The 20,529-nt window shown below is 35.8% G+C and carries 18 protein-coding genes; 10 read left to right on the forward strand and 8 right to left on the reverse strand.

The window, feature by feature from the left end; genetic code table 11:
• Nucleotides 1–81: 81 nt before the first annotated feature.
• The gene (locus tag SFA27_RS01915; protein ID WP_047373628.1) at nucleotides 82–876 is read right to left on the reverse strand and encodes an SDR family oxidoreductase; all 795 of its coding nucleotides are present in this window, start codon (nucleotides 874–876) and stop codon (nucleotides 82–84) included.
• A gap of 397 nt (nucleotides 877–1,273) precedes the next feature.
• Here SFA27_RS01915 and SFA27_RS01920 point away from each other — a divergent pair, with 397 nt between their 5' ends.
• The 3 genes from SFA27_RS01920 (at nucleotide 1,274) to SFA27_RS01930 (ending at nucleotide 7,633) form a co-directional block, all read left to right on the forward strand.
• Nucleotides 1,274–4,162 (forward strand): SusC/RagA family TonB-linked outer membrane protein, encoded by a 2,889-nt coding sequence (locus SFA27_RS01920; RefSeq protein ID WP_407295808.1) that lies wholly within the window; start codon nucleotides 1,274–1,276, stop codon nucleotides 4,160–4,162.
• Nucleotides 4,163–4,187: 25 nt separating this feature from the next.
• On the forward strand, nucleotides 4,188–5,696 hold the full coding sequence (locus SFA27_RS01925) for a RagB/SusD family nutrient uptake outer membrane protein (RefSeq protein WP_407295811.1): 1,509 nt from the start codon (nucleotides 4,188–4,190) through the stop codon (nucleotides 5,694–5,696).
• A gap of 110 nt (nucleotides 5,697–5,806) precedes the next feature.
• The gene (locus tag SFA27_RS01930; RefSeq protein WP_407295814.1) at nucleotides 5,807–7,633 is read left to right on the forward strand and encodes an alkaline phosphatase; all 1,827 of its coding nucleotides are present in this window, start codon (nucleotides 5,807–5,809) and stop codon (nucleotides 7,631–7,633) included.
• Nucleotides 7,634–7,850: 217 nt separating this feature from the next.
• Here SFA27_RS01930 and SFA27_RS01935 read toward each other — a convergent pair whose 3' ends face one another.
• The 5 genes from SFA27_RS01935 to SFA27_RS01955 form a co-directional block, all read right to left on the reverse strand.
• Complete coding sequence (locus tag SFA27_RS01935) at nucleotides 7,851–8,834, reverse strand: phosphatidylinositol-specific phospholipase C (protein ID WP_407295817.1); 984 nt, start codon at nucleotides 8,832–8,834, stop codon at nucleotides 7,851–7,853.
• A 405-nt stretch (nucleotides 8,835–9,239) separates the two neighbouring features.
• Nucleotides 9,240–9,920: a hypothetical protein gene (locus tag SFA27_RS01940; RefSeq protein ID WP_407295819.1), complete on the reverse strand. Its 681-nt coding sequence runs from the start codon at nucleotides 9,918–9,920 to the stop codon at nucleotides 9,240–9,242.
• A gap of 78 nt (nucleotides 9,921–9,998) precedes the next feature.
• Complete coding sequence (locus SFA27_RS01945; protein ID WP_047373606.1) at nucleotides 9,999–11,222, reverse strand: 3-phosphoshikimate 1-carboxyvinyltransferase; 1,224 nt, start codon at nucleotides 11,220–11,222, stop codon at nucleotides 9,999–10,001.
• A 75-nt stretch (nucleotides 11,223–11,297) separates the two neighbouring features.
• On the reverse strand, nucleotides 11,298–11,624 hold the full coding sequence (locus SFA27_RS01950) for a nucleotide pyrophosphohydrolase (RefSeq protein ID WP_047373605.1): 327 nt from the start codon (nucleotides 11,622–11,624) through the stop codon (nucleotides 11,298–11,300).
• Entirely contained in the window at nucleotides 11,624–13,033 is a 1,410-nt protein-coding gene (locus SFA27_RS01955) for a hypothetical protein (RefSeq protein ID WP_047373604.1), read from the reverse strand. The genes SFA27_RS01950 and SFA27_RS01955 overlap by 1 nt, the downstream gene beginning before the upstream one ends.
• 184 nt (nucleotides 13,034–13,217) lie before the next feature.
• On the opposite strand from SFA27_RS01955, the gene SFA27_RS01960 reads away from it, so the two are divergent.
• Together SFA27_RS01960 and SFA27_RS01965 are read left to right on the forward strand one after the other, a co-directional pair.
• Nucleotides 13,218–13,469, forward strand: coding sequence for a type B 50S ribosomal protein L31 (locus tag SFA27_RS01960; RefSeq protein WP_027375398.1), 252 nt, complete (start codon nucleotides 13,218–13,220; stop codon nucleotides 13,467–13,469).
• 105 nt (nucleotides 13,470–13,574) lie between these two features.
• A complete protein-coding gene (locus tag SFA27_RS01965) occupies nucleotides 13,575–14,735 on the forward strand; it encodes a GlmU family protein (protein ID WP_185097800.1) in 1,161 nt (386 codons plus the stop codon).
• A gap of 41 nt (nucleotides 14,736–14,776) precedes the next feature.
• On the opposite strand, the gene SFA27_RS01970 is transcribed toward SFA27_RS01965, so the two are convergent.
• Nucleotides 14,777–15,343 (reverse strand): DUF6705 family protein, encoded by a 567-nt coding sequence (locus SFA27_RS01970; RefSeq protein ID WP_407295824.1) that lies wholly within the window; start codon nucleotides 15,341–15,343, stop codon nucleotides 14,777–14,779.
• A gap of 10 nt (nucleotides 15,344–15,353) precedes the next feature.
• Nucleotides 15,354–16,694: a hypothetical protein gene (locus tag SFA27_RS01975; protein WP_407295827.1), complete on the reverse strand. Its 1,341-nt coding sequence runs from the start codon at nucleotides 16,692–16,694 to the stop codon at nucleotides 15,354–15,356.
• 154 nt (nucleotides 16,695–16,848) lie between these two features.
• Here SFA27_RS01975 and SFA27_RS01980 point away from each other — a divergent pair, with 154 nt between their 5' ends.
• From SFA27_RS01980 to SFA27_RS02000, 5 genes are all read left to right on the forward strand, one after another.
• Nucleotides 16,849–17,199, forward strand: a complete 351-nt coding sequence (locus SFA27_RS01980; RefSeq protein WP_264519453.1) for a helix-turn-helix domain-containing protein — start codon at nucleotides 16,849–16,851, stop codon at nucleotides 17,197–17,199.
• Nucleotides 17,200–17,285: 86 nt separating this feature from the next.
• On the forward strand, nucleotides 17,286–17,795 hold the full coding sequence (locus SFA27_RS01985) for an RNA polymerase sigma factor (protein ID WP_407295830.1): 510 nt from the start codon (nucleotides 17,286–17,288) through the stop codon (nucleotides 17,793–17,795).
• Nucleotides 17,770–18,450, forward strand: a complete 681-nt coding sequence (locus tag SFA27_RS01990) for a hypothetical protein (RefSeq protein WP_407295833.1) — start codon at nucleotides 17,770–17,772, stop codon at nucleotides 18,448–18,450. Before SFA27_RS01985 ends, SFA27_RS01990 begins: the two co-directional genes overlap by 26 nt.
• Before the next feature lie 16 nt (nucleotides 18,451–18,466).
• Entirely contained in the window at nucleotides 18,467–19,753 is a 1,287-nt protein-coding gene (locus SFA27_RS01995) for a DUF4252 domain-containing protein (RefSeq protein WP_407295835.1), read from the forward strand.
• Nucleotides 19,754–19,763: 10 nt separating this feature from the next.
• On the forward strand, nucleotides 19,764–20,267 hold the full coding sequence (locus SFA27_RS02000; RefSeq protein WP_264519456.1) for a DUF4252 domain-containing protein: 504 nt from the start codon (nucleotides 19,764–19,766) through the stop codon (nucleotides 20,265–20,267).
• Nucleotides 20,268–20,529: the final 262 nt, after the last annotated feature.

The following is a 20,529-nucleotide window of genomic DNA, read 5'->3' on the forward strand; positions in this document are numbered from 1 at the left end:
AAGAGGAATCTCTATAAAAATATAAAAGATCCTTCACTACATTTCATTCCCTTCAGAATGACAATGCGCCTTATCAATCAACTAATTTTTATCCAGTTTATTATACTTCTTCATCAAATTCTCATAAGTTCCCTGCGGAAGAATCCATTTCAAAGGAACTCCTATTTTCTGCCCGAATTTACCAAAATAATAATGAGCTTTCCATTTATTTTTTGCTAAAAGTTTTTCAATGTATTCTGCTACTTCCAACGGCTCTGTTCCGTCATTCACATGGGAATTCATCAGAGCATATACTTTGTCGAAAACGTTTTTGTAAGGCTGGGAAACCTGTGCAATAACTCTGTTGTCAGCAATATTGGTTTTAATATCTCCTAAATGCAGAGAACATACCTCAATATTCCATGGATATACTTCATACCTCATTGCTTCTGTTACTTTATCCAATGCTGATTTTGAAGCAGAATAAAATCCGCGGAAAGGCAGACCCATTTCACTTCCGATACTGGAAACGTTGATGATTTTTCCAAATTTGTGCTCACGCATGTTCGGAAGAACTGCGCTCATCATCTGTACAGGTCCGGCAAGATTAAGACTGAAAAGTTTCAGAATATCTTCTTTTGTGGAATCTTCTACGGCACCTACCATTCCCATTCCGGCATTATTGATCAGAACGTCAATTTTAGTTTCTGTTTTTAAAACCTCAGCGATTGCATTCTGAACCGCGGTGTTATCAGTAACATCAGTGGGGATAGATTTGAAGTACTGGCTTTCTGTATGCTTTCGGCTTAATCCGTATACTTTATGTCCTTTTTTACCAAAATATTCGGCCAATGCAAACCCGATTCCTGATGAGGTTCCTGTAATAATGATGGTCATTGAATTCGTATGATTTTTAATGTTTTTATTTTTCTTCTGATTACAGTGAGACGTTTTTAAAGGTCTTTGTTCAAAAGTAAAATCTATTTTCAGCAAATGTAAAAAAAGAAAAATGAACTCAGTTATTTATTATTCCTGAAATAATCTTTAATGATTTCTCCATCTATTGTCCCGCTTCGATGATAAACTTAAAATAAAGTTAATCTCAATTCAGTAAACAATATGAATGGAATGATTATTTTTAATTGCTTATTGTGTTGAAAATCAATTGTTTGATTTTATTTTGTGGTAGGTGGTATCTGTAAAAAGCTAAAATTTCTTAATAAAAATATAAGAAAACCTTAATGAGGCTTGGGAGCGGACTGATCTAATTTTGCACCTAATCAAAAAGGATATCATGAATGTATTTAAAATCCCTGTCTCAGTAACTTATTTAACGGGTAGGGTGTTACTTATTGGTGCAATATCAGCTTCACCGATGTTCCTCGCTCAGAAAAAAGACAGCTTAAAAGAAAAATCCATTGACGAGATTGTTGTTGTTGGATACGGAACACAGAAAAAAAGTAAAGTTTCCGGCGCTGTTTCGGAGGCTTCACTGGATAAGCTTACTTCCAGATCATTGTCTGGTGTAGGAGAAGTTCTTCAGGGTAAAGCTCCCGGAGTAACTGTAGTGAACGAAGGTGGAGATCCTAACGGTGCACCTAAGGTAAATATTCGTGGCCTTGGAGGAATCAATGGAGAAACTCCCCTTTATGTAGTAGACGGAGTGGTTTTTAATGGAACTCCTTCTATTAATCCAAACGATATTCAGGATATTTCTGTACTTAAAGATGCTTCTGCAGCCATTTACGGAGCAAGATCTTCCGGAGGGGTTATCCTAATCACCACTAAAAAGGGGAAAAAAGGAAATCTTACAGTAGATTTTGATGTGAAATACGGGGTGAACCAGGCATGGAGACTAAAAGAATCTTTGAATGCTGCGGAATTTCAGGATGTAATGTACAAAGCATATGAAAATGCCGGGAAACTGGGAAGCTTACCTATTGCTTTTAATCCTAACCAATATCCGGACGGAAGAATTACCAGAACAGACTGGATGAAAGAAATTTTCAGAACAGGAACTATTCAGGAATATAATGTTAATGTAAGTGGAGGAAGCGAGAAGTCAAGATATTTTGTGGGAATGAACCATAGAAATCTGGAAGGGATCTTACTGAATACCCAGGCAAAACGATACAATTTCAGAGTTAATTCCGAACATAAAGTAAAAGATTGGTTAACGATCGGAGAAAATATGTACTATAATTATTCTGACGGAAATACAGCAGATACCAAGAGTGGGTATACCGGTGCTTTAGTGGCTGCCATGTATTATCCGCCGAATGTTCCGGTATACACACCAAGCGGAGCTTTTTCCGGATTGCCTATTGATGTGGCAGGAGGTTATGGAGATATGATTAACCCGGTAGCTTATCTTAAAAGAATCAGTATCAGAAACCCTACTCATGAGATACTGATCAATCCATATGCGGAAATTACTTTGGCTAAAGATTTAAAATTCCGTTCTAACTTCTCGCAGACATTTAAACTGGGGGATGTAAAAAACTTTACCTACAGAGTTTTGGAAGTAGGTAAAATTTTTGATACCAATAATTTAGAATACCAGTCCAATAATTCTTCCACAGCGCTTGCAGAGCAGTTGTTAACATATAAAATTTCAGCAGGACAGCATAATTTTGATTTCCTTGGAGGTTTTACTTTCCAGAAAACAATTGATGATGGTTTTGTGGCAAAATCGTATGACTTCAGAAGTGAAGCTGAGGTTTTCCAACACCTTCAGAATGCTGCCGATACTAATAAAGATGTCTCCAGTTATAGATTCAAACAGTCTTTGGTTTCTTATCTGGCGAGAGTAAACTACGATTATGCAGGAAAGTATATTGTAAGTTTATTGGGAAGACGTGATGGTTCTTCACTCGTAGCAAAACAGAACAGATTTGCTAACTATTATGCGGTTTCCGGTGCTTGGGTAGTTTCAAAAGAAAATTTCATGAAGGATATTTCATGGCTTTCCAGTCTGAAATTAAGAGGAAGTTATGGTATTCTGGGTAATCTTGGAGGAATTTCACCGCAAGCTGTGAATCCACTGATGACGAGAGATAATAATGTGATTTTCGGACAGGATCCTTCTCAGAATATTGCTTATTATGCTACAACGCGTCCGAACCCGGATCTGAAATGGGGTAAGTCTGAGCAGACTAACTTCGGGGTAGATGCTTCATTCCTTCATAACAGCCTTTTCTTACAGTTCGATTACTTTGTAAAGAATTCCAAAGATCAGATCTTCAACGTAAGCTTACCAAGTACGGCAACGTATAATAATCAGTATGTGAATGCAGGATTATTCCAGGATAAAGGATATGAATTGGGAATCAATTATAACAAGATTATTTCAGATGACTTTACCTTCTCAGTAGGAGCTACCATGAGTCAACTAAAAAATACGGTGAAGCAGCTTGCTAATGTAGATGAGATCTTCATCAATGATAACGGAGTAAGAGGAGTATTGAAACCAACCCGTGTGAAAGTAGGTGATCCTTTATATTCTTTCTATGGTTACAAGACCGGAGGAATTTTCCAGACTCAGGAAGAGATCAACAATTATAAAGACGCTAACGGAAATCTTATCCAGCCGAATGCTAAGCCGGGAGATATCAAATTCCTGAAAAAAGAAGGAAATACAGGAGTGCTTAATAATAATGACTTCGTCAATCTTGGAAGTCCTTATCCTAAGTTCTCTTATGGATTCTCTTACAATATGACCTGGAAAAACTTTGATCTGAATCTATTCTTCCAGGGAGTATACGGAAATAAAATATTCAACGGGATGAAGTTTATTTCTTTGAACCCAGGCGGAACAGGGCAGAACTACAACATGGATAAAGATATCCTGAATGCATGGACTCCTCAGAATACGAATACCGATATTCCAAGACTGGTACATGGTGACCCAAGCGGTAATTATTCCAAAGTATCAGATTTCTATGTGGAAGACGGATCTTATCTAAGACTGAAGAACCTTACCATCGGTTATTCATTACCAAAAGAACTGTACAGCAAGCTGGATGTAAATAAGGTAAGAATCTATATGACTTCCAATAACCTTTTTACAATTACGAAATATACAGGATTTGATCCTGAAGTAGGAATGAATTCTTATGGAGTAGATACCGGAAGATATCCTCAGGCGCGCTCATTTATCTTTGGAGTGGAGATCGGATTATAATTTTTAACCAACAAAAAGTAAAAAAATGAAATTTTTCAATAAAATATTTTTAGTATCAGGACTATCTGTAATGCTTTTATCATGTACAGGAGAACTGGATGTTCAGTCGGAAGGAACACCTACTGAAGCCAGTTTCTGGAAAACTGAAAACGATCTGATTACCGGAGCCAATGCCATGTATAAACCTTTATTTGATGGAGAATTTTACGGAAGAGGTCTGTTTTGGTTTATCAATGCCAGTGATGATATGGTAACCGGAAGAGCCAAAAGTGAAGCCGATAATGCAAAAAACTTCAGCAGTAATTACATCGCAGCAGGAGATCTTGAAACTCAATGGAACAAAAGGTACAACGTGATCGGAGTTGCGAACCGTGTGATCCGTAATGTTGATAATATTCAGACCTCACAGGCTATTAAAAATAAATATCTGGGAGAAGCTTTGTTCATGAGCAGCAGAATGTATTTTGAACTTTCCTATTCCTACGGAAATGAAAAGGCAGGAGTACCTATTATTGACCGTTCAAAAGATCCGGATCCAAACCCGATTCCAAGAGCAGCTAATGTGATGGAAAATTACACCTACATTGTCAACGACCTGAAAAGAGCAGCAGAATTATTACCTACTCAGGCAGAACTTCCTGCAAAAGATTACGGAAGACCTCATAAAGCAGCAGCATGGGCACTTCTTGCAAAAGTATATCTGTTTATGAAAGACTGGAAGAATGCAGAATTCTGGGCTAATGAAGTAATGACGAAAGGAAACAGAGCCTTATTGGGTAATTTTGCAGATGTCTTTAAAGCTGAAAATAACTACAGTTCAGAATATATCTGGTCTATCCCGGGAACTCCTAAGTTTACAGCCTGGGGAAGTATTCTTCCGGGAGTAATGCTTGAAAATAAAGGATGGGGAGAATATAACGGATGGGGATACTTCCAACCTACAAAAGAACTCTATGACGAATATGAAACAGGAGATCTTAGAAGAAGTGCTTCCATCCTGAAAATAGGAGACAAATTTACCTTTAATGGTAAGGAAAGAATATATGCTTCTACCAATTCCCTTACCGGATACCAGTTCAATAAATATATGGACGCTTTCAAATACCAGCTGAACAGTGGTCATGTAAGTGCCAACGGAGATTATCCGTGTACAGATCTTGCCGTTCCTATCATGCGTTATGCTGAGGTTATCCTTATCAAGGCAGAAGCTTCACTAATGCAGGGGAAATCTGCAGATCAGGAAATCAATATGATCAGAGTACGTGCAGGTTTATCTCCGAAAAACGGATGTACAATGGCCGATCTGAAACATGAAAGACGTTGCGAACTGGCAGGCGAATGGGCAGACAGACACAGAGACCTTGTACGTTGGGGTGATGCGCAGGCAGCTTATGCGAAGCCTCTGCACGGTATCAACGGACAGGTAGTCTGGGCAGCAAGAAACTTTAATCCAGCTGTACATAATGTTTGGGCAGTTCCGCAGGCTGAAATCGTAAACAGTCATGGAATCATTAAACAAAATGAAGGCTGGTAAAATTTTAATATTTTATATATAAGTCACTATATCATTGCAGAAGCTTCTGTGATGATATAGTTTTTCTCAGGCATTTCATTTGGCCTAAAAAGAACAATAAAGATATACGAATGAAACTATCAAAAATATTAACGGTATTTGCTCTGGCTGTTTTTTCCGAAAATCAGGCTCAGAATTATTTAAATTACAATGTAGGGAATGCGCATTCGCATAATGATTATATGCAGGAAATCCCTTTCTGGCAGGCTTATTATGCCAACTTCGGTTCCATTGAGGCAGATGTTTTTCTGGTAAAAGGAAATCTTTGGGTAGCTCATACCGAAAAAGAACTTTCGGCAGACAGGACACTGGAAAATCTTTATCTCGATAATATTTCAAAGCAGATTAAGCTGAACAAAGGAAATATTTATCCTGATGCAGGTAAGAAACTTCAATTGCTGATTGATATTAAGCAGGATTATAAATCATCATTGGCTGCTTTAGTAAGTACATTAAAGAAATATCCGGAAATCACGGGAAATCCCGGAATTAAAATTGTCATCACCGGAGGAAGACCTCAGCCTGCAGATTTTCAAAACTATCCAGACTATCTTTACTTTGATGGAGATCTAGATAAAAATTATTCTGCAGATCAGCTGAAAAGAATCGGGATGTTCAGTGCAGACCTTCCGGGATTGGTAAAATGGAATGGAAAAGGAATTCCAAGAGATGAAGAAACGGCAAAAATTAAAACTGCTGTGGAAAAAGCACATTCTCAGCAAAAGCCAGTGCGTTTCTATGGTGTCCCGGACTTTCCGAATGCATGGGTGAATTTTATGGATATGGGAGTAGATTATATCAATACTGATCATATTCCGGATCTTAAAAAATTCATGAACACGATTTCAAAAAACTTTTATAAGAATACAAAAGAATACGCCACTTATACTCCAACTTATCAATCAGATGGAGTGGAGAAAAAAGTGAAGAATGTGATTCTTCTTATTCCGGACGGAACTTCTTTGCCACAATATTATGCCGCCTTTACAGCGAACAAAGGAAAGCTGAATGTCTTCAATATGAAAGCAACAGGGCTCTCCAAAACTAATTCATCCAACGCTTACATTACAGATTCTGCACCGGGCTCTACAGCATTTGCAACTGGTGTTAAAACTAAAAATACGTTTGTGGGAGTTGACAATATGGGAAAGGCACTCGCACAAATTCCTGATATTATTTTTGAAAAAGGAATGACTTCCGGGCTGATTTCTACTGGAGATGTTACAGATGCAACTCCTGCAGATTTCTATGCCCATTCGGATAACAGAAACAGTTCAGAACCTATCCTGAAAGACTTTGCGGATTCAAAAGCTAAAATTCTGATCGGTGGTCCTACAAGCGGATTGTCTCAGGAAAATCTGCAGAAATTTAAAGAAGCGAAAATTGATCTGTTTCAGGATCTGAAATCAGTAACTAAAATCAACAACCGCACTTTGGTGATTGATCCTTTAGCTTCACAAAGAATAACCAATGGAAGAGGAAACTGGCTGGCTGATGCTTTTGATCTTACTTTAAATGATTTAAAAAACAATAAAAAAGGATTCTTTATGATGATTGAAGCTTCCCAGACAGATGGCGGAGGCCATAGCAATAACATAGAACAGCTGGTTACAGAATTACTGGACTTTGACCATGTTGTAGGGAAGGCTATGAAATTTGCTGACGAAAATAAAGAAACTTTAGTGATTGTGGTGGGAGACCATGAAACAGGAGGTTTAACGCTGTTAGACGGAAGTCTGAAAGAAGGCTGGGTATTCGGAAATTTCAGTACGAATGATCATACCTCTATTCCGTCAAGTGTTTTTGCTTACGGACCGAATTCAAAAGAATTCACAGGATTGTTCGAAAATACTGAGATCTTCAACAAAATACTGGCAGCTTACGGAATTCAGAAATAGCTTTTTATTTATACTTTTACTTTTACAAAGAGAGATTGTTTCATTTTTGAAGCAGTCTTTTTTTGCGTGTTTAATTTAGAAATCCCTCAGATTTCACAGATTAAGCAAATGTTTGTGGATAATCTGTGTAATCTGAGGGAGATAAAAGCAGAGAAAAATTCAAAAAGGCTGCCTCAATAAGAGAGACAGCCTTTGAGTATATCTAACAAATAATAATTTAGAAATTCGTCTTAACAATTAATTCAGACAGCTCAGCATTCACAAAGTCAATCGGCATGATACCGAATGATCCCTGAGTATTGTTTTGGAAGAATGTTTTAAGTCTTGGATTAATATTATTGGATACTGTAGGAATACTTGGGATACCGAAGATTCCAGGTTTATATCCGCTGGTGAAATTCACGAAAAGTTTACCATTTGTATCATTTTTAGCCTCATTAAGAAGGCCGGAAATTCCGTTCCATTTATCATCATTGTTTGTTACTTTGTAATAATCCTGCACCTTCAGCTGTACACCAGAATTGTTGATGTCAAAAGTAGTATTGTCTGCCCATGGTGAAGCATTGATTCCTTTAGTTGTTCCTGAAGAGAATCTTCTTAACAATTTGATCTTTCCTCTTACAGAACCCAGCGTAGGAATATTTGCTCCAAGATCCCATTTAGTAGGATTTTTCTGTACATAAGAATCAAATGTCTGTTCAAAACTTCTGGTTGTGTTGGAAGCATCGTATTCTTCTTTTACAGACATGATAATGGTTTCAGACGGATTGTTTTGAAGGAATGTATAGCATGCATTAAGCACATCATCAAAATTCAGATTTTGGTAAATCGCTCCGTGATGAATAGTGAAAGCATTGTCAATATGTCTGCAACGTATATCCAGAAAACGGACTCCTGCATTCAGTTGTTCTGTAATGCTGAGGTCTTGGGTTTTAGCCGTACCTGAGACAACAGGGGCATCTACACGTGCTCCAGAATCATGAGTTCCCGGAATTGAAATTTTTGAAATGGAAATATTATCCTGAAGACCGGACATCCAGCTATTCATGGCAATAGGTAATAATGATGCTTTATTACTTGTTTTTGCTAAAGAAGCTACAAGGGTTTCATTAGAATCTCTTTCCATGATACTGTCATTTGAACAGGAAAAAAAGATAGACGCAGTAACAACCCCAAGAGTGATGGCTGTCATACGTTTCATGTTTTGTTTGAACATAGTTTTTTTAATTTTAATGTAGCTTAAAAATAAGAATATATCAAAGCATAAGGAGTTAATTTAACTTTAAGAGATAATTAAGTTGATTTAAAGTAGGAATCGTATAAAAGAAAAATTGAAGGATAGATTTTATTAACGCAAAGTTTATTTTTTGTTCAGGAAATATAGAGGAAGCAAAGATGAAATCAATGAAATTGATTTTTTCTAAGCGGGTGTATAAATCAAGCTTCGTCAACGGCATATGTCGGCCTCTTTGCTCACTTTAATATTGCAGTAGTATTGTTTTTATTTTGCGTTTAAAAAATTTAGCCATAAAAATTCATAATAAAATGAAGATCAAATGTTTGCTGTGAAACAGTAACTTCCTGCATCCAGCTTCAATCTTCCATCCTAAAAAACAAAATCCTCCTTCAAACCGGGAAGCCTGAACTTGTGGTCTCCGATAAAGAAATCATTCATTTTAATAAGAACCGGGAATTTATGAGTAAACTCTTTGTGTGAGTTTTCGGGTACTTTGGTATCATCATCACAGGATGAATATTCTCTGTCAACAATCACTTGGCCTGTAGAAAAATTGATTTCATTCGTAAAACTGAAATCACAGGTGTCTTCAAAATGATCGTACAAACCTATCAGATAAAAATCTCCGTTCTGAAATCTGAAGGTATGTTTATATTGCTGGGTATGTCTTGAATTGGTAAAAAACTGCTGTTCAATAATAAGACAGTTATTTTTTATATTGATTGTAAGAGTATTATCGGAAGGATAAAATCCGAATCCGCTTGAAAAAACGATGTCAGAATTTTCTTTCCATACTTTCAGGGCGTTGTTTTCCTTTTTCAGAATATAGAAAACCCTTTTATACTTACTTGTACCTTCCGGGTTCTGCTCGTATGATGCTTTTATATTAGTATTAAATATCAGGACAGTTTCATCTTTTCCATCTTTGTCAAGATCGCCTTTGGCTTCTGCAATCTGAGTATAACCTTTCGGAACCGAAAAGTTTTTCAGAGTCTGAGCAGATAAACTCGAAACATATAAAGAAAACAAAAAGAAAAAGAAAGGTTTCATTATTATTATATAGAATTAAAATGTGGTAATCCGAAATAAAAAATCATTTTCAAATTACCACACTTTTATATTGTTAAATTAATGAGTCAGTATACTTTCAAGATCTTTCCAGAACATTGGATAAGACTTTTCAACTACATCTTCATCTTCAATAGTAAGTTCTTTAATGAGACAGAAAGGAGCAAAACTCATCGCCATTCTATGATCCTGATATGTTTTGATAGAAATGTTGTCCTGTGGCCCACCGAAACTGATAGATTTAATGGTTAAATCTGTAATCTCTGTTTCAGTGCCCAGTTTTTCAAGCTCATTATATAATGCAAGAAGTCTGTCGGTTTCCTTTACCCTTAACGTTCCCAATCCGGAAATATCAAAGGGAATTTTTAAAGCTGCTGCTGTTACACAAAGAGTCTGTGCAATATCCGGGCAGTTGTTCATATCCAAAACAATTTTCTCAGGAAAAGAAAAATCTTGTTGAGGTTCCAGTGTGAGTTTATGCTGATCTTCAGAGAATGTAGTTTTAATTCCGAAGAACTTCTCGTAGATATTGGCAATTGCAGAATCTCCCTGTGTTGATTCCTTGTAAAAACTTTTCAGGTGAATGGTTTCTCTTCCCAATGCACAAATAGAGTAGAAGTAAGACGCCGAACTCCAATCGCTTTCCACTTCATAATGTACCACTTCAGCATTGCTGTCCGGAGTGAAAGGTTCTACTTTGATGGTATTTCCTTCAAAACTGCTTTGGATACCAAATTTTGTCAGAATATCAAGAGTCATTTCAATATAAGATCTTGAGGTAATTTCTCCCACAAGATTAATTTCCAGCCCATTTTCAAGCTTTCCTGCAACAAGAAGTAAAGAAGTGATAAACTGGCTTGAAATATTGGCCGGAACATTCACAGAAGTTTGAGTGATCTTTTTTCCTGTAATTTTTAAAGGAGGAAAACCTTCATTCTCCAAATACTCAATTTCTACTCCAAGATCCCTCAAAGCATTTACCAGATTTTTGATCGGTCTTTCTTTCATTCTTCCGGACCCGGTAAGAATTGTTGTCTTTCCTTCCTGAATAGAATAATAAGAAGTAAGAAAACGCATTGCCGTTCCCGCATGGTGGATGTCTACCACTTCAGTATTTTCAGATAATGCTTTTTTCAGCAACTGAGTATCCTGAGAATTGGATAGATTTCCGATTTTTATATTGCTGAACAGACTTTCCAGAATCAATAAACGATTCGAAATACTTTTCGAACCGCTGATCTGTACTGTTTTTCCTCCTGATAATTTTGATTTTTCTAGCTTCATTATTTCTTCAGATTTTCAGAACCCTGCTATTAGATGCCAGATAGATTTGAATATCCGAAATCTAACAGCTGATTCTTATTTAAGTTTTTCATTATTCTGATGCCGGTCTTTATCCCGGGCAGTCTTGATTTTCATTTTTCTGTCAAAAGCGTCCTGCAGGTTCACTCCCGTTTGATTGGCCAGACATAACGTTACAAAAAGTACGTCTGCCAGTTCTTCACCAAGATCTTTATTCTTATCGCTTTCCTTTTCGCTTTGTTCACCATACCTCCTGGCAATGATTCTTGCTACTTCACCTACTTCTTCTGTCAGCATTGCCATATTGGTAAGTTCATTAAAATATCTTACACCAATGGTTTTGATCCATTCATCTACCTGCTGTTGTAACTGGGTAATTTCCATTATTGATAAGCTCCAAGAGTTGGGTTGGTAGTTCTGGATACATTCACGATATCAAAAGGTACTGTAGCTGCAACAGCTGCATTTCCTTTTCCAAGGGCTGGAGAACCTGGTTTTACTCTTAAATTCATTTTGGCCATAAAATAATTGACAAACTGAGGGTCGGTATTCTTAGTTGTTTGTATCACATTTGGATTATTGTCAAAAGTGAAACCTGCTCCTGTGGCACTGGTATATTTGATTAATGAATTTTGAAGTAAGAATTCAAACTGCTGTCCCGGAGTCTGTTCAAAATGAATGGCATCATCCCTATCAGAATATAGGATACTGTTTTTTATATCAAGTTGCTGTAAAGCACCCTGTTCTGTTTGTCCTGCATCATTCTTCCATTCATTGGCTGCAAAAATTCCGTTTCTGTCAAAAGAACTCATCGTTCTGGAATAATTGGCAATAGTAGCGTGAGTATAGCTGTGTTTTCCTCCTCTGAAAATACCGATACATGATAAGCCGCAATTGTTCATCACAAGGTTGTTGGCAGTCACGGTAGAACCTACTGCATAGATTCCGTATTCAAAGAAAGTATGAATGAAGGAATTGGTAATTGTGGCATTGGTTTGCTTCATATCCAATCCTCTCGTACCTCCGAAAAGTCTTGCATGATTCATTTTAAGCGTAGAGTTTGCTTCCATTTTGATAGAATTCCAGTTTTTAGGAATCGTATCATAATAAGGATCATTTCTGTCTCCACGAAGAATAACCTGGTCAGTCTGAGTTCCATTGATGTTTAAGACCGCTCCGGAAGAAACTTTCATTCCGCTGTTCTTGTGGAAGTACACTTTAGTTCCAGCATTGATATCAAGGGTTACACTTGGATTGATGGTAAGATTTCCGTAAATGATCTTTGCTTTATTGTTATTCCATGTAGTGGAATTGGTAATCACATTTGGATTGGTAGGAGTCTGAATAAAAAATTCAGCATCCTGAACCACAGAAAATAAGGTCACATGCTGCTGTCCTGTTGGGCTGGTGAAAAGAACTTTGTCTTCTGCAATAGCTTCCGGACCAGTAGCTTCCGGTGCAATTTCAACAAATATATAAAGGCTGTCCTTTTTTCTCAAAGGAACATTTTTAAAATCATATCCCGGTTTTCCATCTACATTGATTCTATATAATGAAGAAGCTCCTTTTTCAAGGTTCACTCTTGGGATCAGAATATCCTTGTCTTCATTATTATATACTTTTACAACATAAGTTTCTGAACGTACCTGATGATATACCGTGTCACAAAATACCGTATCTGTTGAGAAACGTAGTTCCTGTGTAGGGCTGTCAAACGTAATATCATCTTTATTACATGATACTGCTACAAGTAACATCCAGAAGGAAAAAGCCAGTAATAATTTGAATTTCATTGAAATTAAAGTTTAAGTAAGTTCCAAATTTAACGAAAATACTTTGAATTTCTTATCAATAAAAAAATATTGAATCGAGTATTTGGAAATTTAAAAAAATGTTGTATTTTTGCAACCTAAAATTTAGCAGAGAAATATCCATTACTATTTCGAAAGCAAACTTAATTTTTTTAAAAATAGTATTATGAAAAACGGAATCCACCCAGAAAATTATAGACTTGTTGTTTTCAAAGATATGAGTAACGACGAGGTGTTTCTTTGCAAGTCTACTGCAGAAACAAAAGACACTATCGAGTTCGAAGGACAAGAGTATCCTCTAATCAAAATGGAAATCTCTTCAACTTCTCACCCTTTCTACACTGGTAAAGTAAAATTAGTTGACACTGCAGGTAGAGTTGATAAGTTCATGAACAAATACAAAAAATTCGCTAAGTAATTTTTGTATACTTAAAAATATAGAAGTCTTCCAATTTTTTGGAAGACTTTTTTTATTGTAAATTTGTTAACCTTGAACTTTAAACCTTAAACATAAAACTGAATGATGCAATTAGTATTTTCAGACGCACAATATTGGGAAGACTTTCTTCCGCTTACTTTTACACGCCCGGTTGCTGCTATGCGATGCGGAATCCTTACTTTCTCTGAAAGATGGCAGAAAATCCTTGAAAACACGGAGGTTTCATTCTTCACAGAAATGTATCTTCAGGATAAATTTAAAAGTCCGGAGGAAAAAGAAAGTCTCTTTTTAGTTCCGAATTTCCTTCCAACGGAAACTGTAATTCAACAGATTAAAGATCTTAAACAGGGAGAAGCGTTGGTTTATGAAGATGAGTTGATCGCAGCTAAAATCAATATGAAAGGTTTTTCTCTGAATCAGATTGAGAAAATGACAGATATCAAAGAGGATTTGATTTTCTTCAAAAGACCAAAAGACCTGTTTACCTATAATCATCATGCAATTGATTTTGATTTTGATCTGCTTACGAAAGGAAGAATTTCACAGGAATTATCTTCAACTAATGGTTTCTTAGGTGATAAAAAAGATCTGTTTATTGAAGAAGGTGCCGAAATAGAATTCTCCACACTGAATACTAAGACCGGTAAAATTTATATTGGTAAAAATGCTGAAGTAATGGAAGGCTGCCACCTTCGCGGGCCTATCACTCTTGGAGAAGATTCTAAGTTTAATCTTGGGGCTAAAATTTATGGTGCAACCACTATTGGCCCTCACTGTAAAGTAGGCGGAGAAGTGAATAATATTATTATCTTCGGTTATACAAGTAAAGGGCATGAGGGTTTTGTTGGAAACTCTGTAATCGGAGAGTGGTGTAACTTCGGTGCTGACACCAATTCTTCCAACCTGAAAAATAATTACAGCCATGTGAAACTTTGGAATTACAGAACGAAAGCTTTTGAAGATACTGGATTACAGTTCGCAGGTTTGATCATGGGAGATCACTCCAAAACAGCTATCAACACTCAGTTGAATACCGGAACAGTAATTGGAGTAGCTTCCAATATCTTCAAACCAGGTTTTCCACCCAATCTTGTGGAAAACTTTTCATGGGGTGGATTGAAAGATGATGAAAGATTCAGATTGGACAAAGTATATGAAGTAGCAGAAAGGGCAATGGCAAGGAGGAAAATCCCTTTAACAGAAGAGGATAAAGCAATTCTGAAACATATTTTTGATACGTATTAATTATTAATGTAAAAACCTCAGAGAAATTCTGAGGTTTTATTTTATTGTTTTGTTAGTACAATATCTTTCGGGAAATTAATAGGAAAATCTCCATACTGATCTACATAGGCGTTATGTTGACAATTAGGATCTATAATGCTTGGAAGATATTCAAAGTGTAAGGTCATTTGATTTCCTGTGAAATTTGTAATATCCAAAGTCGCAGTTTTTCTACACATATTTTTAGGATAGAAGTATAACCTTTTTATATTAGCATTTTTTAAATTGAATCCAATTCCATCAAATTCTGGATGTTGATAATCGAAGTTAGAAATTCGGTCAATTTCAACATTTCCATTAGAATTAATTATCTTTCTTTCTCCTAAAATCATATCTCTGTAAATATAATTAGAATCATTTCCTAATTTATATTTATTTTTTCTTAAATCTAAATATACTGTTTTCTCATTCCATGTTCCTTTCCATAAGCCTATATATTTATCCAGTTCACCATTTAAATCTTTATAATATGCCCCATTGGATACTTCTTCCTTGTGGTTTAAAGGATATATTTGTGCTTTACATTGAATTGTAAAAATTGATAATAGTATTAATAATATTTGTTTCATAATTTTATTTTTAATTCGGACAATCAGTCTTCTGTAGTATTCCATTTACTAAAGTTACCGATGAATTTCCACTTGTTGTAGTTTTATAAAGTTGCAAGCCATCCATCTTCATTTTATCATTCATAAATTTAAGAAATTCTGTTTCTAATTTTTCCATGTTAAAATTTACACTTCCACTCACGTTTCCTACAGTCACTGCATTATTTAAATACTTATATGAATAATCTCTATCTAAATCTTCTAATTGTTGTTGTGTATAATTTGGTAAAGGGGTTGCAGATGTTCCATCGAAAATAAAAGAGTAATTTCCATTACTTGTTACTAAAGTAAATGTAAGATTATTCAATGGTATCTTAGGCATATTCTTAGGTACTGAGTTCCAATTCTGTGCCCAAACAATCCATTGGTTAAAGAAGATGATATCACCTGGTGAAAACATTGGATACAATCCATCATAATGTGAATGCATTAATGTTATCGTATTTGAAAATGCTTTGAGATCCACTTGTTGTGTTCCAGGTCTATTTTGTAGTAATTGATTTTGTAAAGATCCGTCAGAATTAGTTCCTATCCTATAACCACTTTCATAGCTGTCAGTAGTTTTTCCTTCGAGGAAAGTTATGCTATTTTTAAATGTAATATTAGAGGTTTGTGTTTTCAGTTTATCACAAGGATTTGGTAGGTCAGGTGGGTTATTATTACTTCCACCTCCTATTGGATAATTATATCCACCACCGCCACCTTCTAGACACTCTCCATTAGGCCCTACAATACCTAGGCAAGCTTCCGCTTGTGAAAATGTACAGTTGGTGACGTGATAGGTTCCCCAATGTCCTGATCCGCTCGAAGGATCGGGATTAGACTCATTATCTGGATACCATACAGAATAGACCTTTGTAGTACAAACCAGCTTGCTGGCTTCATCATTCGTTTTTGTATCTATTACCTTCTTTAGTTTAGAAGAAAACAGGTTCTGGAAGAAAGAAATATCATCATCTGAAGATGTATAAATAAAATACACTTTATCCTGATGTCTCGGGACTTGCAGTACAGATACCACTTTCCCGTTCTCTACTACAGGCACCATCAGAAAGCTTTCGTCATACCTGTCTACAGTAGTAGCATAGTCCCAGTAAGGAGTACCACTATTTTTTTTGATCTCAAATTCATTATCCTGATAGATTTTCATTACATTTTTAATGTACTTTTCATCTTCTTTCCATAAGCTCTTATTGGTGTATTCTTTAGAAGCCGGATCTGAGGAAGCTAATGTTTCATCATGAATACAGGAATGGAACAGGGTAAAGAGAACCATCGGCAGGAAAAGCCGAAAGATTAAATTTTTCTTCATAAGCATTTGTTTTTTAGGTATTAAATATATACTTTTTTATTACTCTACAAATGTGTGAATAATAAATTGAAACAATACAGAAGAAAAATACTGTTTTCCGTATTATTTTTCTAAAAGAAAAAAATATGTAATTTTGGTAAAAATACATTGTGCTATGACGCTAGGAGAAAAACTGAAAAAAGCGAGAATCAATAAGAACTTTACCCAGGAATATCTTGCGGAAGTATTGAATGTCTCCCAGAAAACCTATTCCAATTTTGAGAACGATAAAAGTAAGCCCGCTTTTTCTCAGGTAGAAGATATAGCAAAAGCTTTAGATGTAAGTGTTCTTGATTTTTTGAGCGGAGATGGATTATCTTTTAATTATGATAATGTTCATGGAGGAAATAATGGCTTTATTTATCAAAATCAGCTTCCTGAAAAGTTAATAGAGCAATACGAACAAAGGCTTAAAGACAAGGATGCAGAGATTGAATTTCTCAAGCAGCTTCTCGGTAAAAAATAAAAACTTCAATTTTTTTTTGAAGTTTTTTTATTTTTGATGTAATAGATCTGTAACGGCAATTGTCTTACCTATAAGAAACAAAACTCATGACCCAAGAAACTTTCAAGAATACGGTGTTTATTCTCAAAGACGAGATGTATCGTTTTGCGAAGCGGTTTGTCATGAGCAGTGATGAAGCAGAAGATGTAGTACAGGATCTCATGATGAAGTTTTGGCAGAAGAGGGATGAGCTGGGGCAATTCGGAAATTTTAAATCCTATGCGCTGAAATCTGTACGGAACGAATGCCTGAACCGCCTGAAGCATCACGATGTAAAGATCGGCTTTGCGGATATGCAGCTTCATCGCTCGGAGCTTTACAGTATGGAAGTTGATAACCTTAAGGAACATATTGTAGGATTTATCAATCAGCTCCCCGAGAAACAAAAGATGGTCATCCACTTGAAAGATGTAGAAGAATACGAAGTTTCCGAAATTTCTGAAATGCTGGAAATGGAGGAAAATGCAGTAAGGGTAAACCTGATGCGTGCGAGACAAAAAGTAAAAGAACAAATCTCACAACTGATGAGCTATGAAAAAAGATCAATTACAAAATAAATACAACGAGGTCTTCCGGGACATTAAGGAAGAAAAAATGGACTGGAGTTTTGAAGACTTTCTTCAGACTGCAGAAGGTGCGGAGCCTGAACAGAATACAATCCCTCTTATTCCATTGGAAGAAAAGAAGAAACCCTCCTTTCCTAAATGGTTCTGGATGGCCGCCAGTGTAATGCTTGTTTTCAGTATCGGATTCTTCCTGAATAACAATAATAAGGACGCGCAGGACAAAGAAAAACTGGTAAAAGAGGAAATCTTAAAACAGAAATCCGGATTTATTGAAGAAAACAGGGATCATCAGGAACAGGTTGCAGTGAATCATACTGATTCTATTTCCGGAGTGAAAAAAGATTCTGTTTTTCAGGATAATCAGGTTGCAGAAAAAGATGTAATGGACGAAATCCTGCCTAAAAGAGGAAGACTTAAAAAAGAAAGAAAACCTAGATATGTTGATAATTCTTCCTTCCCAAATAAAAGTTTAAATGATTCTGCAACAGCATACAATGACTCTTATGTAATTGTAAACGGTAAAAGGATCAGTAGTGAAAAAGAAGCCTTGGATGTTACCAGATACTCCTTTATGAAATTAGGAAACGAGTTCAAAAAAACAGTAGCATCTTCTCAAAAAAATGAAAATCTTGACAGCGAATACTAAAAATCAGAACAATCCCATGAAAAAAATATTTTTTATAATAGCTATAATGCTAAGCAGCTTTGCAACTTCTTCTGCACAGACTGAGAAATTAGACAAGCTTTTTCAGGATTTTGAAAAAAATGGAAGAGTAACCTCTATCAATATCAAAAAACCGATGTTCAAGTTATTGAATACCATTGATGTTGATGATGCCTATATCGGAAAAATTAAACCTATTCTGAATGAGGTAGAAGGTCTCAAAATTTTGATTATTCCAAAAATCACTTTTCCGGATCGATTAAAAGACGAAAATCTTGCCAATATAAAAATGAATGAAGATAAGACGGCAAGAATAAACAATGCTTTGAAGTCTCTTAACTTCAATGAATTGATGTCAATGAGCAGTGACGGAACCTCTATGAAGTTCCTGGCTGAAGAAGAAAAAGACAACTACCTGGAAAATCTTGTTTTTAACGTTGATTCTAAAGAAGAGAATATTATTTTTATTCTTAACGGAAAAATGAAATTATCTGACGTTAACAAGATCATTAATTCCGGTGAAACAACTACTTCTTCTGTTACAACTTCTGTGAGAAATGATCTTACTTCAGGTAATACATCATCCTACCTGAACGGAGATAACAGAAATGTAGGTGATTTCTCAAAGATAGATGCCAGCGTAGGGGTAAATGTTACCTATAAACAGGAAAATATAAGGAGTGTAAAAGTTATTGCGGATGCAGATAAGCTTCAATATGTAATCACGAAAGTGGAAAACGGGGTTTTAAAGATCTATGTTGACAATAAAGGAGTTCGAAACCTGAGGTTTAAAAATCTGAATGTCAACGTTTCTGCTCCTAGTATTAATGCTATAAAAACATCATCAGGCAGTGTCTTTACAGCAGTGAATCCTGTTACAGAAAACAGTTTGGCAATTGAAGCAGAGTCCGGTTCTATTATTAAAGGAACATTCAATGTGAAAGAGGCAGCAGCAGTGGAAGTAAGCTCAGGGTCTGTACTGGATGTTGACATTAAAACATCAAAACTGGTATTGGATACTTCCAGTGGTGCAAGTGTTAGTATATCCGGAGAGGCAGCCTCTGCTGTCATTGATATCAGCAGTGGAGCATCTTGTAAAGCAGATGATCTTAAGATTGCTACAGCAGTGGTAGAATCTACTTCAGGTGCAAGTCTTTCTCTGCTGGTTACAGATAAACTAAAGGTAAGTGTTTCTTCAGGAGCCGCTGTAAAGTTGAGAGGAAATCCTGAACTGGATGCTAAAGTAGATAAAGTTTCAGGAGGAAGCTTTAGACAAATCAAATAAAAACTAAACTATGAAGACTCTTAAAAACATTTTCCTCGCTATTCTGACAATAGGTATGCTTCAGTCGTGTATTGTATCAGAAAAACCGAACATCGACTTTTTTCAAAACTCAAAATATGATTTCAAAGGAGCGAGGTTTGCAAGTATTAATGTACCCATGGCTCTTGCTAAATCGTATATTAAGAAGGCTTTAAGGGAAGAAGGCGAAAGTGAGGAAACAGTCAATCTGGTGAAGAAAGCTTCAAAAATAAAAGTTCTTACCGTAACAAACGGGAGTAAGGAAATGCTGAATGATTATACTCAGTATTTAAGTGATAATCATTATGAAGAATGGGCTACCATCAAGCATGATGGAGATAACGTCAATATACGGGTAAAACAAGACGGAGACGCTATTAAAAATATGCTGATCACTGTAGGTTCCAATAGCCAGGATATGGTTTTTGTAGATGTGAAAGGAAATTTTACTCCTGATGATATCTCAAAAATGATTAATTCTGTTTCTGTTAAATAATTCTGGCAAATAATCTCCACAACACGAAAAAACTAATAAATTATACATTGATAAAATAATCAGACTCATATTGAGCATTTAGATAAAAAATGGAACCCAGGCTAAGCAGGCCTTTTAACAACCATTTTAATTAGAGTTAACAAGTAGTTTCTACATATTCAATTATTTTGTACCGTAACCGTTCTGACAAAAGAGCGGTTTTTCGATTTAAGTTATTGATTATTAAATTTTATTTAAACTATTGAAAAGGATTTTCATATCT

This window comes from Chryseobacterium sp. HR92 (assembly GCF_045689405.1).
GTDB lineage: Bacteria > Bacteroidota > Bacteroidia > Flavobacteriales > Weeksellaceae > Chryseobacterium > Chryseobacterium viscerum_A.